Source organism: Pseudomonas sp. 5P_3.1_Bac2, assembly GCF_025465995.1.
Taxonomy (GTDB): Bacteria; Pseudomonadota; Gammaproteobacteria; order Pseudomonadales; family Pseudomonadaceae; genus Aquipseudomonas.
This window is the reverse complement of the sequence record NZ_JANLNY010000005.1, coordinates 1-3322: the sequence shown is the minus strand read 5'-3', so window position 1 is coordinate 3322 and position 3322 is coordinate 1. Positions and strand designations below refer to the sequence as shown.

Sequence of the window (3322 nt, the reverse complement as noted above, 5' to 3'; positions counted from 1 at the left end):
TAAGTATGAGCAGGGTTTGATTCGTGGCGCCGAGCTGCTGAAAAAAGCTGGATATGAAGGATTTTAAATGGCTAAGAAGGTAAAGCTGGGCGACATTTTGCAGGTGTTAACCTCGCAGGGTGTCGCATATGCGCAAGTTACTCATAAGCATCCTGAATTTGGTTTTTTAATTCGTGTTTTCCCCGGATTTCATAATGAACAACCAAAAGATTTTTCGGTTGTTGTTGATGGTGAGCCACAATTTTCCGCATTTTTTGTTGTTCAAAGTGCGGTAAATCAAGGCCTTCTATCCGTTGTGGCAAATGTTCCGGTTCCCGAAAGGGTACAAGTTTTTCCTACGTTCCGTTCCAGGAATGGCGGGCCGGGCGGCTCTATTTGGCTGTGGAATGGAAGCGAAGCACTTCGGCTGGAGAGAGAGATTAACTCGGAAGAGCTGAAGCATTCCACAAGAGGAATTATCAGTGCGCCATTGCTTGTTGAGCGTATTGAAAAGAATTACAGAGCCGAGACCCATGAGGTCTGGTGAACTGTAGAAGTTTCAACTTGATCTGACACTCTCGACACCGGCCTTGTGCCGGTGTTTTTGCACCCTATCTACCCCATTTTTGCCGCCTTCTTGCATCATTTCTGCATTCAAGTTTCGCCCCTTTTTCAGCCACCCTGTTGTGGCTCAATGAGCCTGGACACCCCGATAGGGCGTTAAGTTTCGCCCAGCAATGAGGTGTTTACATGGCCAGAAGATCATTCAGTACAGATTTCAAACTTGAGGCAGCCGGTCTGGTTCTGGATCAAGGCTACTCAATTCCCGAAGACTGCAAATCGCTGGGTGTAGGCCCGACCGCATTACGTTGATGGATAGAGCAACTGCGCAGTGAGTGTGGTGGCGCAACACCCAAACGCAGCAAGGCCTGTTCCGTCTAAGTGGCCAATCCGGCCAGCAGAGCGGCGCGTCTACAGCCTCAACTGGTGTCGATACCTTAGCCGCCGCGGCGAATGAAGACCATGAGTACTCCAAAGGCAAAAAAGGCAAAACCACCATTCAAGAGGATGAAGCCAGCCAGCAAAGCGCTGAGCTGAAAGCCGGGGGCGACCTGATTGCGGTAGCGGGCAAAGACCTGACTTTGCTCGCCAGCAAGATCGGCGCCGGCGATGAAGCCTACGTGCATGCCGACAACGAGTTGAACATGTTGGCCGCGCAAGACAGCAACTACTCGCTGTACGACATGAAAAAGAAGGGCAGTTGGGGCAGCAAGAAAACCCAACGCGACGAAGTCACCCAGGTAACCAATGTCGGCAGCGAAATCACCACCGGCGGTGACCTGACCCTCTCCAGCGGCAGCGACCAACGCTACCAAGGCGCCAAACTCGAAAGCGGCGGTGACCTCACCATCGCCAGCGGCGGTGCAGTGACCTTTGAAGCGGTGAAGGATCTGCATCAGGAGAGCCACGACAAAAGTAGCAGTAGTGCCGTTTGGAATAGCACGAAAAATAAAGGTGCGGTCGATGAGACTTTGCGTCAGAGCCAACTAACGGCCCAAGGTGAAGTGCTGATCAAAGCGGTTGACGGTTTACACATCGACGTTAGGCAACTTGACCAAAAAACTATCAGCCAATCGATTGATGCCATGGTCGAAGCTGATCCTGATTTGGCCTGGCTCAAGCAAGTTGAAACACGTGGTGATGTGGACTGGCGCCAAGTCAAAGAAGTACATGACAAATGGAGTGAGAGTCACTCGGGTCTTGGCGGCCCAGCGATGATTGTGATCGCAATTATCGTCACCTATTTCACGGCGGGTGCAGCAAGTGGGTTGGTTGCCGGTGGGGCTTCCGCCGCTGGAGCGTCAACAGCTGCAGGGAGTGCCTGGGCTGCGGGAACTGCTGCAACAGCGACTACAGCGGCTACAGCAGCTGGCTGGGCGAACGTTGCCGCAACAGCCGTTTTAACGTCTGCCGCGAGCACTGGTGCTACGAGCATTATTAACAACCGAGGCAACGTTGGAGCTGCCCTCAAGGATGTTACCTCTGGAGAAAACCTCAAAGGCTATGCCACCTCGGCCATTACTGCTGGTTTCACAGCAGGCGTGCTAGACAATGCCTTTGGGGTTACGGGCGATAACGTCAATAAAATCACCAAAGGCTTTGACCTGAGCAAACCCAGTGAGCTTGCAAAGTTTGGCTCCTACCTCGGTGCACAAGGAGCGATTCAAGCTGTAGCTCAATCCACTGTGCAAGGCGGCAGCCTCAGCGACAATTTACAGGACGCCTTAACGGGCCAGCTGCAACATCTTCTCCAAGCTGGAGCCTTTAACTAGGCCGGTGATTTAGCCAGTGGTGAGGTAATAAAGGATATCGACTGGAAAGAAGGTAGCCCGGCTAAAGTTGCACTGCATGCGGTGGTGGGTGGGCTGCTCAGTGAGGCTACTGGCGGGGACTTTAAAACTGGCGCGTGGACAGCAGGTGCTAACGAGCTGCTGATTGAGAAACTTTCCGGCGCTATCAAAGACGATAAAAACCTCGAACTAACAGTTTCTCTGCTTATTGGCGTGGCGGTGGCAACAGCCACAGGTGGCGATCCCGCCAAGGCCGCAGAGCTGGCTAAAAATGCGACAGCCTACAACCGGCAGTTGCATCCAGATGAACGCAAGCTGATTCACAAGCAGGCCGCAGAGTTGGCTAAGGAGTCTGGCACGAGTGAGGCAGAGGCCGAACGCCGTCTTGCTGAGGCATTAGCTTTTTATGTGGATAAGGATTGGCAAGACAAAATATCTGCCACCGGCGTGGTCTTCGACGAGGCGACTCTCAAGCACCTAGGACTAGCACTGACACCACTGGCTACACGCTATGAGGCACAAGCTAAAGGTGATGTGCCAAGTCTCTTAGAAGGCAAAAGCTACAGCCCGTCAGAAACACTTAAGCTTTTACAGGGTTACCAGCTCAGTCATGCAGATTTTTACTCCCCTCTAGTCAACTCAGAATATTTGCAGGAAGGTGGCCGTGAAGAGCTTGAGCAAAGAGACTTCTACGAACGCAACCTTAACTACCGAAATATTGATTTCACGGACCAGATAGCTGGAGGAGCCAAGGGGGTTGGCGAATCGCTTGGTAGCGCTGCCAATAGTACCTATGAGTTGGGGCGCGACGTGCTCACCAGTCCCCTTACAACGAGTGAGCGGGTTGTTTTAGGTCTATTACAGAAAGCTTCCAACCCCACAGAGGCTTTGGCTGCTTTCAGCCAAGCCAAAGCTGATGCTGATGCACGCAGTTATCTGTATGAGCTACAAGGTAACTCCGAAGCAGCCGCAAAAGTCAAAATGGAGTGGGC

General features: G+C 52.3%; 1 protein-coding gene and 2 pseudogenes. All 3 read left to right on the top strand.

Annotation, left to right across the window (positions count from 1 at the left end; genetic code table 11):
- Nucleotides 1-67: 67 nt before the first annotated feature.
- Nucleotides 68-526, top strand: coding sequence for a hypothetical protein (locus NTD81_RS04320; protein ID WP_262179865.1), 459 nt, complete (start codon nt 68-70; stop codon nt 524-526).
- A gap of 203 nt (nt 527-729) precedes the next feature.
- Nucleotides 730-849, top strand: a pseudogene (locus tag NTD81_RS04315) (transposase); the annotation flags it as partial.
- A gap of 110 nt (nt 850-959) precedes the next feature.
- Nucleotides 960-2489: pseudogene (locus tag NTD81_RS04310) on the top strand (DUF637 domain-containing protein); the annotation flags it as partial.
- Between the last annotated feature and the right edge of the window lie 833 nt (nt 2490-3322).

What these genes read in the sequence shown, in the direction of transcription:
- NTD81_RS04320 (WP_262179865.1), top strand. Translation starts at nt 68, where the DNA reads ATGGCTAAGAAGGTAAAGCTGGGCGACATTTTGCAGGTGTTAACCTCG.